The 15,669-nt window shown below is 41.5% G+C and carries 7 protein-coding genes, 2 tRNA genes and 4 rRNA genes; 12 read left to right on the top strand and 1 reads right to left on the bottom strand.

The window, feature by feature from the left end:
- Window positions 1–110 precede the first annotated feature (110 nt).
- From AB3G38_RS12480 to rrf (AB3G38_RS12455), 6 genes are all read left to right on the top strand, one after another.
- Complete coding sequence (locus AB3G38_RS12480) at window positions 111–1,304, top strand: PAS domain-containing protein (protein ID WP_367864242.1); 1,194 nt, start codon at window positions 111–113, stop codon at window positions 1,302–1,304.
- Window positions 1,305–2,524: 1,220 nt separating this feature from the next.
- Window positions 2,525–4,046, top strand: a 16S ribosomal RNA gene (locus AB3G38_RS12475).
- Window positions 4,047–4,257: 211 nt separating this feature from the next.
- A tRNA-Ile gene (locus AB3G38_RS12470) sits at window positions 4,258–4,331 on the top strand.
- A 15-nt stretch (window positions 4,332–4,346) separates the two neighbouring features.
- A tRNA-Ala gene (locus AB3G38_RS12465) sits at window positions 4,347–4,420 on the top strand.
- 241 nt (window positions 4,421–4,661) lie between these two features.
- A 23S ribosomal RNA gene (locus tag AB3G38_RS12460) occupies window positions 4,662–7,542 on the top strand.
- Window positions 7,543–7,744: 202 nt separating this feature from the next.
- A 5S ribosomal RNA gene (gene rrf / locus AB3G38_RS12455) occupies window positions 7,745–7,856 on the top strand.
- Window positions 7,857–7,971: 115 nt separating this feature from the next.
- Here the strand turns inward: rrf (AB3G38_RS12455) and AB3G38_RS12450 are convergent.
- Complete coding sequence (locus AB3G38_RS12450; protein WP_367864241.1) at window positions 7,972–9,231, bottom strand: aspartyl protease family protein; 1,260 nt, start codon at window positions 9,229–9,231, stop codon at window positions 7,972–7,974.
- Between the two features lie 268 nt (window positions 9,232–9,499).
- On the opposite strand from AB3G38_RS12450, the gene rrf (AB3G38_RS12445) reads away from it, so the two are divergent.
- From rrf (AB3G38_RS12445) to rsmH, 6 genes are all read left to right on the top strand, one after another.
- Window positions 9,500–9,611 (top strand): 5S ribosomal RNA (rrf, locus tag AB3G38_RS12445).
- Together the 16S, 23S and 5S rRNA genes with 2 tRNA genes alongside form the textbook arrangement of a ribosomal RNA operon.
- A gap of 268 nt (window positions 9,612–9,879) precedes the next feature.
- On the top strand, window positions 9,880–10,872 hold the full coding sequence (gap, locus tag AB3G38_RS12440) for a type I glyceraldehyde-3-phosphate dehydrogenase (RefSeq protein ID WP_367864240.1): 993 nt from the start codon (window positions 9,880–9,882) through the stop codon (window positions 10,870–10,872).
- A 254-nt stretch (window positions 10,873–11,126) separates the two neighbouring features.
- Window positions 11,127–12,320: a phosphoglycerate kinase gene (gene pgk, locus AB3G38_RS12435; RefSeq protein WP_367864239.1), complete on the top strand. Its 1,194-nt coding sequence runs from the start codon at window positions 11,127–11,129 to the stop codon at window positions 12,318–12,320.
- Between the two features lie 197 nt (window positions 12,321–12,517).
- On the top strand, window positions 12,518–14,053 hold the full coding sequence (locus AB3G38_RS12430; protein ID WP_367864238.1) for an IS1182 family transposase: 1,536 nt from the start codon (window positions 12,518–12,520) through the stop codon (window positions 14,051–14,053).
- 252 nt (window positions 14,054–14,305) lie between these two features.
- Window positions 14,306–14,773, top strand: coding sequence for a division/cell wall cluster transcriptional repressor MraZ (gene mraZ, locus AB3G38_RS12425; RefSeq protein WP_041883311.1), 468 nt, complete (start codon window positions 14,306–14,308; stop codon window positions 14,771–14,773).
- Complete coding sequence (gene rsmH / locus AB3G38_RS12420; RefSeq protein ID WP_367864237.1) at window positions 14,763–15,668, top strand: 16S rRNA (cytosine(1402)-N(4))-methyltransferase RsmH; 906 nt, start codon at window positions 14,763–14,765, stop codon at window positions 15,666–15,668. Before mraZ ends, rsmH begins: the two co-directional genes overlap by 11 nt.
- Window position 15,669: the final 1 nt, after the last annotated feature.

Below are 15,669 nucleotides of genomic sequence, written 5' to 3'. Positions count from 1 at the left end.
AGCGGGTTATGATATCTTTTGATAGGATTAATTGCTAAAAGCATAAAACTTTGATAATTGATTAGTATTTTAGATAAATAGGATACTTGATGAGAAGAAATGCAAATTAAATGAAGAACCTGTCCCTGCTTAAAATAATTGTTTTTTATCTGTCGCTGGGATGTATAGCACTTCTTGTTGGGCATGGACTGATTAACTGGACTTCCATTGTTCTCAAATATGAGACGCTCTTAAACTCTCATATCCTGCTGGATTTGATATTGATGGTCATTGGAGCATTGATCCTGTTTTTCACGATCAGGTTTTACCAGAAAAATCAGGAGGCTACCGAGTTAAATTATCAAAGACTATTTAATTCCAGCCCGCTTCCAATTTATGTAGTGGCCAAATCAAATTTTAAAATTCTTTCTGTAAATGCAGCAATGACAAAATTGTATGGTTATACATTAGATGAATTTTCAGAGATGACCACATTGGATATCCGTCCGGAACAAGAGCATCAACGTATCAGGGATTTAATGGATCACTGTAGGGAGACTGACCTTGATTCTGAGGTCTGGTTGCACCGGAAGAAAAATGGAGAATGTTTTTATGTGAAAATAACTTTTCATCGTGTTCCTTTATTGAAGGATGGAGCATATCTGGTCATGGTCTTAGATATAGACAAGTCAATTAAAGATGAAAAGAAGATTAATGATTTGCTTCATTTGTATGAAATGGTCAACCATGCAACCAATGATGTAATCTGGGATTATGATTTCGTATCTGATCAGGTGAAATGGATGCAGGGGTATAATGAAACTTATGGGTATTCAAAAGATTCAAGTCATGATATTTTCAGGGCCATGGAAAAGATCCATCCTGATGATCGTTTATCGGTCATGGAATCCTTTCAGAAAATCCTGACGGATAAACAGAAATATTTTTTTGCGGAATACCGGTATATGTGTGCTGATGGTTCTTTCAAATATATAAGGGATCGTGGTTATGCGATTTTTGATCAGTGTGGAGAACCTGTCCGGATGATAGGGGCGATGCAGGATATTGATAAACAAAAAAAATATGAGCAGCAGTTGTTAAGCCAGAATGAGCAGCTTAAAGAGATTGCCTGGCTGAATTCTCATCAGGTGAGAAGGCCACTCAGTAATATACTTGCACTGATTAGTTTGATTAAGGATTCTCCGGTTAACCAGGATGTGCTGGAATTAATAAACTTTCTTGCGATATCTTCTAAAGAATTAGATGATGCGGTCATTATGATCAACAAGCAAACTATGGAAGGGAAGGCGCCCCAGCTTTCTTAGGATGTTGCTTGATCTCCTTATAGCTTAAGATTTTATTTTTTAATGAATCAGCCCGTTAGCTATGGGCTTGATACTATTTTGATTTGATTTTTTTTGATAAACCAGATACATATTGTGTAGGGGATAAGCAAATTACCACAAATCTATTTTCTTCACGAGCATAATAAGTCATTTTATATAGTGTTTTTGTCTGTTTCTTCTTCAGCAGGTTGCTTTTGAGGTGGAAGTCAAGTGAAATCAGTAAAATTCTCCTGTCATGTCAAGTGATTTGAGTACACTTATGGTATAGAAGTACTACTGTAGTGTATTAGAACGACCTTGAAAAGATCTTGGGATGAGGTTGGAATGACTGTGGTCATTGCAAGGTCATTCCAACCTCATCCCAACCTCATTCCAAGGTCATTTCAAGGCACTATTTAACCCCTTTTAAATACCTGTTTTATACGACGAGGCCATGTTTTGAGTTTTTCTGTACTTTATATCGTCTGATCATGAGGTTTGGAGGCTGGAATTGCTGTGCAGCCTGTCGGTTTTGGAATTCCTTTTGAACCGTTTAAAGCACCAATTAGCTATAGGCTGTAAAGGTTTCTGGCGGTTTTTAAAATCAATCCAGGCTGGTTGCTGCTGCGGGGGGATTTAGTTTGAAGTATTTCGTGTTGAGAATCATGCAGTTAGGGATTGTATACAATTATAAGTGCGTTATTGTTTGGTGGGCGGTATAATTTTCCTACTTTTGCATCCCGCTTCGGAGGAAGGGAAAGAGTGAAAAAGATGTAGTGCTGAAGATTGAAAGGATGTGAAGTAGAGGTTGTTGTTAAGCTCCTGGGAAGGAATTAAAACTTTCTGAAAATAAAAAATAAAAAGCTTGACAAAACGAAAAAGATTTCTACCTTTGCAGTCCCAACAAAAACGGGAAGATCACTAACGGATGTTAGCAGATCACAATAACAAGACTGAAACGATGAAATACCGGAAATGAATCAGGAACATGAAGACCTGAGAAATAGAAGGAATAACATTGCAACATATAAAGACTGGCCGTGAGGTACTGTCGAGAAGTTCATTAAAGAGATGTCATTTACAAACGTAGCGAGGTAAGCTAGTACAAGTTCAAAGTACATGAACCGCGCGAGTTTTTTAAGTCTATTCTGACAGACAAATAAGAATAAGACTATTATTAATACAAGTTAAGAATGGTCAGTGTTCAAACATAACATTTTACAATGGAGAGTTTGATCCTGGCTCAGGATGAACGCTAGCGGCAGGCCTAATACATGCAAGTCGAACGATACTCTTTAGCTTGCTAGAGAGGAAAGTGGCGCACGGGTGCGTAACGCGTATGCAACCTACCTTAATCAGGGGGATAGCCCGAAGAAATTCGGATTAACACCGCATAAAATCACAGCACAGCATTGTGCAATGATCAAATATTTATAGGATTAAGATGGGCATGCGTGACATTAGTTAGTTGGCGGGGTAACGGCCCACCAAGACCACGATGTCTAGGGGATCTGAGAGGATGACCCCCCACACTGGTACTGAGACACGGACCAGACTCCTACGGGAGGCAGCAGTAAGGAATATTGGTCAATGGAGGCAACTCTGAACCAGCCATGCCGCGTGCAGGAAGACAGCCCTCTGGGTCGTAAACTGCTTTTATTCGGGAATAAACCTATCTACGTGTAGATAGCTGAATGTACCGAAGGAATAAGGATCGGCTAACTCCGTGCCAGCAGCCGCGGTAATACGGAGGATCCAAGCGTTATCCGGATTTATTGGGTTTAAAGGGTGCGTAGGCGGCTTTTTAAGTCAGGGGTGAAAGACGGTGGCTCAACCATCGCAGTGCCCTTGATACTGAAGAGCTTGAATGAACTAGAGGTAGGCGGAATGTGACAAGTAGCGGTGAAATGCATAGATATGTCACAGAACACCGATTGCGAAGGCAGCTTACTATGGTTAAATTGACGCTGAGGCACGAAAGCGTGGGGATCAAACAGGATTAGATACCCTGGTAGTCCACGCCCTAAACGATGAATACTCGCTGTTAGCGATACACAGTTAGCGGCTAAGCGAAAGCGTTAAGTATTCCACCTGGGGAGTACGGTCGCAAGATTGAAACTCAAAGGAATTGACGGGGGCCCGCACAAGCGGAGGAGCATGTGGTTTAATTCGATGATACGCGAGGAACCTTACCCGGGCTTGAAAGTTAGTGAATCATTTAGAGATAGATGAGTCCGCAAGGACACGAAACTAGGTGCTGCATGGCTGTCGTCAGCTCGTGCCGTGAGGTGTTGGGTTAAGTCCCGCAACGAGCGCAACCCCTATGTTTAGTTGCCAGCACGTAATGGTGGGGACTCTAAACAGACTGCCTGTGCAAACAGAGAGGAAGGAGGGGACGACGTCAAGTCATCATGGCCCTTACGTCCGGGGCTACACACGTGCTACAATGGATGGTACAGAGGGCAGCAAGCTGGTAACAGCAAGCAAATCTCCAAAAGCCATTCACAGTTCGGATAGAGGTCTGCAACTCGACCTCTTGAAGTTGGATTCGCTAGTAATCGTATATCAGCAATGATACGGTGAATACGTTCCCGGGCCTTGTACACACCGCCCGTCAAGCCATGGAAGTTGGGGGTACCTAAAGTATGTAACCGCAAGGAGCGTCCTAGGGTAAAACCGATAACTGGGGCTAAGTCGTAACAAGGTAGCCGTACCGGAAGGTGCGGCTGGAATACCTCCTTTCTGGAGTAAGATAGATAACTCGCTGCGTAAATGATATACTATACCCATACAAACAGTAATAGTATATAAGTAAATGACAATAAAATCTCAAAAGAAAAACCCATAGGATGAAACATCAACATTAGTGTTGTTCACCTACTGAAAGAAGGAATTGACCGAGGAAAAGGAATTGTGCTGAGACACCTCAACAACAACCCTGACCCAGTTAAATAGTCCCGTAGCTCAGTTGGTTAGAGCACTACACTGATAATGTAGGGGTCAGCAGTTCAAATCTGCTCGGGACTACATTATATATTCTAAGGGGGATTAGCTCAGCTGGCTAGAGCGCCTGCCTTGCACGCAGGAGGTCAACGGTTCGACTCCGTTATTCTCCACGATTGTCCCGTAGTTAAGATAAAAGCTACAGGAAATAGGGTAAGATGGTAGCAATACTATAGTACCCGGGACAATAAAGTTCTTTGACATATTGGAAGAAGTTAATAAAGAAGAGCAAACAACAATAGAGACGTTGTTAGCTTGAAGGAAACACAAGTGTATTTATACACGAACTGAATCCGTAAGGGTTAATAACAGATTAAAAAAAGCATTTCCATAGGCGCAAAAGGCTATGGAGAGAAGAAAGTAAGAAAGAGTACACAGGGGATGCCTTGGCTCTCAGAGGCGATGAAGGACGTGATAAGCTGCGATAAGCTCCGGGGATTAGCAAATATGAATTAATCCGGAGATTTCCGAATGGGGAAACCTGGCTAGTTGAAGACTAGTCGCATTACGATGCGCAAACCTGCCGAACTGAAACATCTAAGTAAGCAGAGGAAGAGAAAATAATAATGATTTCCTAAGTAGTGGCGAGCGAACGGGAAAGAGCCCAAACCAGTTATGTTACGGCATAGCTGGGGTTGTAGGACTACAATATGGCATTAATGAAATGAAGTGGAACAGGATGGGAAGCCTGGCAAAATAGCGTGAGAGCCGCGTACACGTAAGTAACATTAGTCTAGTAGTATCCTGAGTACCGCGAGGTCGGAGACGCCTTGTGGGAATCTGCCGGCACCATCCGGTAAGGCTAAATACTCCTGAGAGACCGATAGTGAACCAGTACCGTGAGGGAAAGGTGAAAAGAACCCCGAACAGGGGAGTGAAATAGAACCTGAAACTGTGTACTTACAAGCGGTCGGAGCGTCCAGGTGGCGTGACGGCGTGCCTTTTGCATAATGAGCCTACGAGTTACTCTTCTCTGGCAAGGTTAAGTGTTTAAGACACGCAGCCGAAGCGAAAGCGAGTCTGAACAGGGCGTATAGTCAGGGGAGGTAGACGCGAAACCTTGTGATCTACCCATGGACAGGTTGAAGGTGCGGTAACACGTACTGGAGGACCGAACCGATAAACGTTGAAAAGTTTCCGGATGATCTGTGGGTAGGGGTGAAAGGCTAATCAAACTGGGAAATAGCTCGTACTCCCCGAAATGTTTTTAGGAACAGCGTGGTGGTTAAGTTTATTAGAGGTAGAGCTACTGATTGGGTGCGGGGGAGTCAAATCCTACCAAATCCAGACAAACTCCGAATGCTAATAAATATACACTGCAGTGAGGCCCGGGGTGCTAAGGTCACGGGCCGAGAGGGAAAGAACCCAGACCATCAGCTAAGGTCCCCAAGTTACTACTAAGTTGAACTAACGAGGTGCGATTGCCTAGACAGCTAGGATGTTGGCTTGGAAGCAGCCATTCATTTAAAGAGTGCGTAACAGCTCACTAGTCGAGCGATCGTGCATGGATAATAAACGGGCATAAAGTAGTACACCGAAGCTATGGGTAATATTAATATTACGGTAGGGGAGCATTCCAGCGGCAGCGAAGTTTTGGCGTAAGCCAGGGTGGAGCTTCTGGAAAAGCAAATGTAGGCATAAGTAACGATAAGGCAGGCGAGAAACCTGCCCACCGAAAGGATAAGGTTTCCTGATCAACGCTAATCGGATCAGGGTTAGTCGGGGCCTAAGGAGAACCCGAAGGGGAAATTCGATGGACAACTGGTTAATATTCCAGTACTTTTTATAACTGCGATGTGGGGACGGAGTAGTGACACTGCCGCGATCTGACGGAATAGATCGTTAAAGACTGTAGGTATAGGAGAGGTAGGCAAATCCGCCACTCTTGCTGAAGGTCGATAGTACCGCAAGCCTTCGGGTAAGTGGATAGCGCAGGTAATCAGACTTCCAAGAAAAACCGCTAAGCTTCAGGTTATAAAAACCCGTACCGCAAACCGACACAGGTATCCGGGAAGAGAATTCTAAGGTGCTCGAGTGAATCATGGCTAAGGAACTCGGCAAAATGGCCCTGTAACTTCGGGAGAAGGGGCGCTGACAGCAATGTCAGCCGCAGTGAAAAGGCCCAGGCGACTGTTTAACAAAAACACATGGCTTTGCAAAATCGAAAGATGAAGTATAAGGCCTGACACCTGCCCGGTGCTGGAAGGTTAAGAGGGGATGTCATCTGTTAAAGGAGAAGCATTGAATCGAAGCCCCAGTAAACGGCGGCCGTAACTATAACGGTCCTAAGGTAGCGAAATTCCTTGTCGGGTAAGTTCCGACCTGCACGAATGGTGTAACGATCTGGGCGCTGTCTCAGCCATGAGCTCGGTGAAATTGTGGTCCCGGTGAAGACGCCGGGTACCCGCAACGGGACGGAAAGACCCCATGCACCTTCACTACAATTTAACATTGACATTGGATACAGGATGTGTAGGATAGGTGGGAGACTATGAAGCGGCATCGCCAGGTGTTGTGGAGTCAACGTTGAAATACCACCCTTTTTGTATTCGGTGTCTAACCCTTGAATGAGGGGACATTGTTTGATGGGTAGTTTGACTGGGGTGGTCGCCTCCAAAAAGGTAACGGAGGCTTTCAAAGGTAAGCTCAATACGCTTGGTAACCGTATGAGGAGTGCAATAGCATAAGCTTGCTTGACTGTGAGGCAGACAAGCCGAGCAGGGTCGAAAGACGGATATAGTGATCCGGTGGTTCTGCATGGAAGGGCCATCGCTCAAAGGATAAAAGGTACGCTGGGGATAACAGGCTGATCTCCCCCAAGAGCTCATATCGACGGGGAGGTTTGGCACCTCGATGTCGGCTCGTCACATCCTGGGGCTGGAGAAGGTCCCAAGGGTTCGGCTGTTCGCCGATTAAAGTGGCACGCGAGCTGGGTTCAGAACGTCGCGAGACAGTTCGGTCCCTATCTGTTGTGGGCGTAGGAATTTTGAGTGGGGCTGACCTTAGTACGAGAGGACCGGGTTGGACTAACCTCTAGTGAATCTGTTGTTCCGCCAGGGGCATTGCAGAGTAGCTACGTTGGGAATAGATAAGCGCTGAAAGCATCTAAGTGCGAAACTAGCCACGAGATGAGAATTCCATATAGGACCGTAGCAGACTACTACGTTGATAGGTTACAGATGTAAAGCTGGTGACAGCATAGTCGAGTAATACTAATCATCCGAAGCTTTCAAGAGCAATAAACTGTTGTTTGTTCTTCATAACTAACTTCTTTCAATAATATGTCATCGTTTGATGGACCGGAGTTAAAACAGGAAAAGCAGTGATGCGGATCCTTTAAGCCCGGGAACGGAAAACAATTATAATATCAATCGAGCGATAATAACAAAAGCTATATAAATTAATAGCTGAAAATAACAAAAGCTGGATAAAGACATTTAGGTGCCTATATCGGTGGTGTCCACCTCTTCCCATTCCGAACAGAGAAGTTAAGCCCACCAGAGCCGATGGTACTGCGGTAACACGTGGGAGAGTAGGTCGGTGCCAAATCTTAAAGAAAGCCTGTAGGAAACTACAGGCTTTTCTTGTTATAAGCCTTTTTATATATTAATCATGGCTTTTAGCGCCGGGTCTGAAAAGAATATATAAATCTTTTTTATTTGCTCTAAATACGTTTTTTTAATTTGAGCAGCACAACATGCTTGTCATCACCTCTGTAGATTTCAATCAATAATTGTTTCCCATTGTGATCTTTTAGCATTTCTGTAAGATCATTCAGTTTATAGTGTATCACACTGGCAAAGTTTATAGCAGTGATCTCATCATTTTCTTTTAATCCAGCTTCTTCTGCAGGAGAACCAATTTCAATTCTGCCAATATAGTAACGATCTTTTATTCCTTGTATCACGTAAATTTCAAGACCAGACATGTCATGCTCAAATTTTGGAACATCATTATTGTTCTTCTTCAGGTATAAGAATCCGCCTGTATAATCAAACGTAACCAAAAAATGCCGGAGTATGTCAGAGCCCAGGCTACCATTCCTGGTCCTTCCTTCCATTGTAGAACGTTCAGTATTATATTCAGGAAAACCTGTCAGCACTTCGTTCAAAGTATAAGTTCCAAGTTTAATTGCATAAATTCTACCCATTGAGCCATTAATGATACCGTTAATTCCAACACCCAGATTGGCGGGGATTGTTTTTACAGGCAATGGGAAAGGTTTATTCTGCAGAGATTCCATCATTAGCGGATGGCTGGAGCCATTATCAATTAGCAGATCAACATCCATAGTGCCTAGTTCACTGGTTTGTATTTGTGTGGTTAAATAGGGTTTTCCACCTGTAATTTGTATCGGAATACTTGTCCCTTTATGCTCAAGTTTAGTGTCAGGATTATAAAACGTAAGCTTATTCGTATAATAATTGATTTTTACTGTAAAACTATTGAAAAAATAGTAGCCCAAAATACCGTAAATTTTAATACCAAGATAACTGGACAGATCGAAAATGTCTTTTTTAAAGATCGCAGTAGGGATATTTTTAATCGTAGCTTTGCCTATTTTGGCAGTGATATTTCTGGTTAAAACAGCTTCAATATTGTCACCGAATCCATATCCCTGAACCTTTACGGTCTGAGCTCTTTGGAGATCCAGATTCTCCAGAAAAGTAGTATCCGTAATAATCATTTGCGCCACGCCTGTGTCTAAGAGAAAATTATATGGTCCCTTGCCGTTGATGTACAGCGGAACTATAATCAGATTTTTGACCAGGGTAAAAGGAATGGACTGTTTTCTCCGCTTTCCGCTGAACTCAAATTTCTGTGCATAGACAGGAGGAGCTATTACAAACAGCAGGTATAACATTACGCCTCCGGTAAGCAATAACTGAGCATAGTTAATTTTCCTGGAGCGTTTTTGGATCATTATCATACCGGTTATAATTTCCAGAAAATATACCTTTTGAAAAATATAAGACAGATATACCCCAATGAGAGCTGGGGAAAGCTAAGCTTAGCAACAAGAAGTATATTTGGTTAGAAATTCTTTATATTAAATATACAAAAAATAATTGTTAAGCTAAGATTGGATAATTTGTTATTTATAGCGTTAATGTGATATTTTTAGCTATCTTTGAGCCATCAATAAGACATAAAAACATTGACTTGCGTAAGCAAAGATTGTTCGAAAATATTTAGGTGTCTATATCGGTGGTGTCCACCTCTTCCCATTCCGAACAGAGAAGTTAAGCCCACCAGAGCCGATGGTACTGCGGTAACACGTGGGAGAGTAGGTCGGTGCCAAATCTTAAAGAAAGCCTGTAGGAAACTACAGGCTTTTCTTGTTATAAACCATTTTTTTATTGGATTTAATGTTCCATAATTGGCTGTTTTATAGTATTAATTTACGAAGACATCAGTTGTTTTAACAGGGCCAGTGGTTACTATCTCTGTCATGCCCGCGATTTTAAACCCTTATCATTCAGGCACTCTATAAACTGGATGTAAAACAATAAAATATCATAAGTTAAGCCCAAAGAATATAGCTAGTTTTGTGCCGTCAATTGAAAATGAAATGAAATTAGCAATTAATGGTTTTGGCAGGATAGGGCGTATATTTTTGCGTACTGCTCTGGAAAAAAATATCAATGTGGTCGCTATAAACGATCTTGGTGATCCGGCAACTTTAGCGCACTTGTTTAAATATGATACTGTGCACCGTGGTTTTAAAGGAAAGGTGACTTTTGACCAGGAAGCACTGATTATTAACGGAAAACGAATTTACGTTTACCGCGAAGCCCATCCGGAAAATCTACCCTGGAAAGCTTTGGATATAGACATTGTACTCGAATCTACTGGTAAATTTACAACCAGAACAGGAGCAGGCAAACATTTACTGGCGGGTGCAAAACAGGTACTGATCTCTGCCCCGGCAGACAAAGACATTCCTATGTTCGTACTCGGAGTGAATGATTCCGTCCTGGACTTAACTGCAGAAATCATTTCCAATGCTTCCTGTACCACAAATAATGTAGCGCCAATGGTAAAGATCCTCGATGATAAATGGGGAATTCTTGACGGTTATATTACCACAATCCATTCTATGACTGGTGACCAAAACCTGCATGATGCGCCGCATAAAGATTTAAGAAGAGCAAGAGCTGCATCTGCTTCGATTATACCTACCAGTACAGGTGCTGCAAAAGCAATCACTAATATTTTTCCTCACCTGGAAGGTAAACTGGGAGGAGCAGGTATCCGTGTTCCGGTATTAAATGGTTCATTGACTGATTTTACCTGTATTCTTAAAGAGAAAGCGACTATAGAAGAAATAAATGCGGCTTTTAAATCTGCTGCTGAAAATGAAATGAAAACTGTACTGGAGTATACGGAAGATCCGATTGTTTCAGTAGATATTCTGGATAATCAGCACTCTTGTATTTTTGATGCGCAACTTACCTCTATCGTTGGTGACCTGGTTAAAGTAGTAGGATGGTATGATAATGAGTCTGGTTATTCCGCAAGACTGGCAGACCTGGTACTTAAAATCTCAGAAAATCATAATTAGAATAATTTTTTGCAATCAATGAGCTTAGATCGGTTCATGCTTCTTATATTTGGTGTAATGCAAGGACTCTTGCTGTAGGTTTTACAGCAGATCAGGGTTTGAAGTCATTTCTGAGGAATGCTGAATTTCAGGAGCCGGCCCGCATTTTGATAGGTTTAGCCAAATAGCCAGAAAATAAATTTATAACGTTAAAGTTGTGATTCATCGTAGATGATGCACATGACTTTTTTTAACACCTAAAAATTAGATACAAGATGAAAACAATTGACCAATGTGATTTCAAGGATAAGAAAGCTTTAGTAAGGGTAGATTTTAACGTGCCTTTAGATAAGGATTTCAATATTACAGACGACAAAAGAATGCGTGCTGCATTACCAACGATCACTAAAATTTTGAATGATGGTGGCGCTGTGATTTTAATGTCACACTTAGGCCGTCCAAAAGGAGGTCCTGAAAATCAATTTTCGCTGAAACATATTTTAGGTGATTTATCAAGAATGCTTGATCTTGAAGTTAAATTTGCTGATGATTGTATTGGTACTTCTGCTGTTGAGGCAGCAAGAAACCTTGTTCCGGGACAGGTTTTATTATTAGAAAACCTTCGTTTTTACAAAGAAGAAGAAAAAGGAGATAAAGATTTTGCAGCTAAGCTTGCAAAGTTAGGTGATGTATATGTAAATGATGCTTTTGGTACAGCTCACCGTGCGCATGCTTCTACTTCAATTATTGCTGAGTTTTTTCCAACAGAAAAATACTTTGGTTATCTGATGGCTGAAGAGCTGAAAAATGCAGAAAAAATCAACCACAATGCAGAGAAACCTTTCACTGCGATTATGGGTGGCGCGAAAGTATCAGACAAAATCCTTTTGATCGAGAGCTTACTTGAAAAAGTAGATAACCTGATTATTGGTGGTGGTATGGCTTATACTTTCAGTAAAGCACAAGGTGGTGAAATCGGTACTTCTTTATTGGAAGCAGATCGTATGGAGCTTTGTTTGCAATTGCTGGAAAAAGCGAAAGCAAAAGGTGTAAATATCATTTTACCACTGGATACTGTTATCGCTGATAAATTTGACAATAACGCTGAAAAGAAAAATGTTGATGCAGGTCATATCCCGGCAGACTGGATGGGATTAGATATTGGTCCTAAGTCTGTTGAGCTTTTTTCTGAAGTCATTAAGAAATCAAAAACGTTATTATGGAATGGTCCGATGGGTGTTTTTGAAATGGCTAATTTTGAGCAGGGTACGCGTGCAGTTGCGAACGCTGTTGTAGCGGCCACAAAAGAAAATGGTGCATTTTCTTTAATTGGTGGTGGTGACTCTGCTGCTGCGATAGCTAAATTCAACCTGGAAGATGAAGTAAGTTATGTTTCTACCGGTGGTGGTGCATTGCTTGAATACATGGAAGGTAAAGAACTGCCTGGTGTTAAGGCTATTAACGGATAAGGTTAAATCCAGTAAAATTTCCACAGGATCATGATCCTTTTTGAAGAGCCTGTATCATAAATCATGATTCAGGCTCTTCTTCGTTTTAAAGGACTTCTTTCTTCCTGATCTTAAGTAATTTAGGGCAAAATATTTCTGCTGATATTTGATTTAACAACTTGATTTTCATATATTTAAGCTGCAAACATTAGTAGAATATGTCAGTAAGAAAACCTATTTTCAGACCCTACCACCAGGATCAGCTCATGGCGCTCCCGCCTAATCTTGATGATCTAATCCCTACAGACCATACCGTAAGAATCGTCAATGATGTGATCAATGCAATCAATGTTGAACCACTTCTAAAAGCCTATCACGTACGTGGTGGCTCTAATTATCACCCGCTTATGCTTTTAAAAGTATTGGTTTATGGATATCTCACCAATATTTATTCCAGTCGTAAGTTAGCTGAAGCCTGCAGGGAAAGAGTTCCTTTTATGTGGCTGAGCGCGATGAATAAGCCTGACCACAATACGATCAACCGTTTTCGTGGGGTACGCCTTAAACATGCACTTCGCAGTGTTTTTGAAGAAGTTGTTAAGCTGCTGGCCAAAGAAGAGCTGCTGAGTATTGACCAGGTTTATACCGATGGGACCAAGATTGAAGCTAATGCCAATAAGTACACTTTTGTCTGGAAGAAATCAATCCAGACCAACAAGGAAAAGATGAAAAAGCAATTGGACGAGATCTGGAATTACGCACAAAGTGTTGCAGCCGATGAGGATATGATGCCTGAGCCACCCACTGCGACCACGATCAATAAGGAAAGTGTTAAGGCTACTGTTGAAAAGCTCAATAAAGTTCTGGCAGACAATGATCAGGTTGATAAAAAGGTAAAAGCAAAGCTCAGGTACATTAACCAGAACTTTCCTGTAAATATTGATAAATATGAGCAGCAGGAGGTTATTCTTGGAGAAAGAAACAGCTATAGCAAAACCGATACTGATGCTACATTTATGAGAATGAAGGAGGATCACATGTTAAATGGTCAGCTCAAACCGGCATATAATATTCAGATATCGACTTCTAACCAGTTCATTGTAAATTACACCATCCACCCAAATCCAACGGATACCACCACTTTAAAAACTCATCTGGAGCAGCATGAAAGTAGCTTTGGCAAAGTACCCAAAACCCTTACTGCAGATGCAGGATACGGCTCAGAAGAGAACTATACGCTGCTTGAAGGAAAGCAAATGGAAGCTTATGTGAAATACAATCTGTTTGACAAGGGCCAAAATGATACCTATAACAAAAAATACCCTTTTGCCGCAGATAAGTTGTTTTACAATAATCAGCTGGACGTTTATATCTGCCCGATGGGACAGCAGATGCATTACATCGGTGACACCACTAAAAAAACAACTACCGGATTCAAGCAGATCTACAGAAACTACCAGGCTAAAAACTGCAGTAAATGTCCTTTAAACGGCATTTGCCATAAATCAAAAACCAACCGCATCATGGAGATAAATGTTAACCTGAAAAGGTTAAAACAAAAGGCTCATGAACTGTTAAATACTGAAGAAGGAATAAGACATCGAAAAAAGCGATGCTTCGATGTTGAACCGGTCTTTGCAAATATTAAACAGAATCACGGATTCCGCCGCTTCATGCTCCGGGGCAAAGAGAAAGTGGAGATAGAATGGGGTTTATTAGCTATCGCACAGAACTTAAGGAAAAAAGCAGCCTAAGAAAGGCACTTTTTGCTGTTATTAGTCGAAATAACCAGTACAAATCCCAAAACTCCAAAATGGAGTAGTTATAAAATACTAAACACATAAAAAAGGCTGATCATTTTTTTTATCAATGATACAGCCTCTTTTTGCATGTATGGTGGTAGAATGTGGGACCTGATTTATGTTGATAACTTTTTTGTGGTAGATTGTGGTAAAAAGTGGTAGAAGTATCTATTTTTACACTACATAAAAAGTGTAGATACTAAAATGGTTCAACTACTTGGAGAATTTGATTGTAAATTGGATACGAAAGGCCGCATGATGGTCCCTTCGAATCTGAAAAAACAATTGCCAAACGTTGAGCAAGAGGGACTTGTGATAAACAGAGGTTTTGAAAAGCATTTAGTGATTTACCCTAAAAAAGTGTGGGAAGGCATAGTGGAAGAGCTGAGTAAACTGAACCAGTACGAGAAGAAAACGAGAGAATTTATTCGGTTTTTTACCCGTGGTGCGACGGAATTGACGCTGGATGCTTCGGGTAGAGTCAATCTTCCGAAGTCATTATTGGAATTTGCAGGTATAGATGGCGAAGTAATCCTGTCTTGTCAGTTTGATAAAATAGAGCTTTGGTCTAAAACTGCGTACGACAATTTACTGGACAGTGAGCCGGAAGATTTTGCAAATCTGGCAGAAGAAGTGATGGGAAATAAAAACAGGGGGGAAGATGGAAAATAATTATCATGTACCAGTACTTTTGCAGGAATGTATTGACGGGTTGAATATCAAACCTGATGGCGTATATGTGGATGTTACTTTTGGCGGAGGTGGCCATTCAAGAGAAATCTTGTCTAAACTGGGCAAAGACGGTGTACTCATCGCTTTTGATCAGGATCCTGATGCGCAACGTAACAAGATTGATGATCCCCGCTTTTTATTTGTTGATCAGAATTTCGCTTTCTTAAAAAATAATCTTCGTTTATTAGGTTATAAGCAGGTAGATGGTATTCTGGCTGATCTTGGTGTTTCTTCACATCAATTTAATGAGCCTGAAAGAGGCTTTTCTACCCGTTTCGAATCTTCTTTGGATATGCGTATGGATAAACAAGGCAAGCTTACTGCTGCTGATGTTTTAAATACTTATACTGAAGATAAACTGCATAAAATATTTGGGATCTACGGTGAGGTTAAAAATGCGAAATCATTGGCCAGAGCGGTGGTAACATCCCGTGCAGGACAGCCTATTGTAACCCTGGCTGATTTTAAAGCTGCCGCAGGAGCGCACATCCCTAAAGGAAAAGAAAATAAATACATGGCACAGGTATTTCAGGCTTTACGTATCGAAGTGAACGCGGAGATCGAGGTACTGGAAAACTTTTTACTGCAAACTGCTGAGGTGTTAAGCCCGGGTGGCAGATTGGTGGTGATGTCTTACCATTCACTGGAAGACAGGCCGGTAAAGAATTTTATTGCTAAAGGAAAAATCAGAGGCGAAGCAGATAAAGACTTCTTTGGTAATGAAGAAAAGCCATATAAAGTGATTACGCGTAAAGCAGTGATTGCTGAACAGGACGAGCTGGAAAGAAACAGCAGATCCAGAAGTGCAAAATTGAGAATTGGAGAAAGGATCTAAG

It is taken from the genome of Pedobacter sp. WC2423, from assembly GCF_040822065.1.
GTDB lineage: Bacteria > Bacteroidota > Bacteroidia > Sphingobacteriales > Sphingobacteriaceae > Pedobacter.
Note: the sequence above shows the minus strand (reverse complement) of the source record. Positions and strands in the feature narration are given on the sequence as shown.